The following is a 274-nucleotide window of genomic DNA, read 5'->3' on the forward strand; positions in this document are numbered from 1 at the left end:
GAGACCAAGGTCCAGGCCCCAGCTCTTCGCTGCGGACCCGGAAGAATGCTTTTGCTTGAGTCACCTGCTTCCCACGCGCCTGGCCTCTCGGCTCAGACTCGCTTTCAGCTGGTGAGTCGAACTTCTCTCAGCAGAAATTGAATTCTACCCTTCGTATGCACTTGTCAAAGAACGCTTCCAACCGAAGTTGGAAAACTTGTGGAGCTGATCGGGATCGAACCGACGACATCTAGCTTGCAAAGCTAGCGCTCTCCCAGCTGAGCTACAGCCCCGG

At 55.5% G+C, this 274-nt stretch carries 1 tRNA gene; it reads right to left on the minus strand.

What is annotated here, in order from left to right:
• Positions 1–199: 199 nt before the first annotated feature.
• Positions 200–272 (minus strand) — tRNA-Ala (locus Q664_RS00005).
• Between the last annotated feature and the right edge of the window lie 2 nt (positions 273–274).

The organism is Archangium violaceum Cb vi76 (genome assembly GCF_000733295.1).
Taxonomy (GTDB): domain Bacteria; phylum Myxococcota; class Myxococcia; order Myxococcales; family Myxococcaceae; genus Archangium; species Archangium violaceum.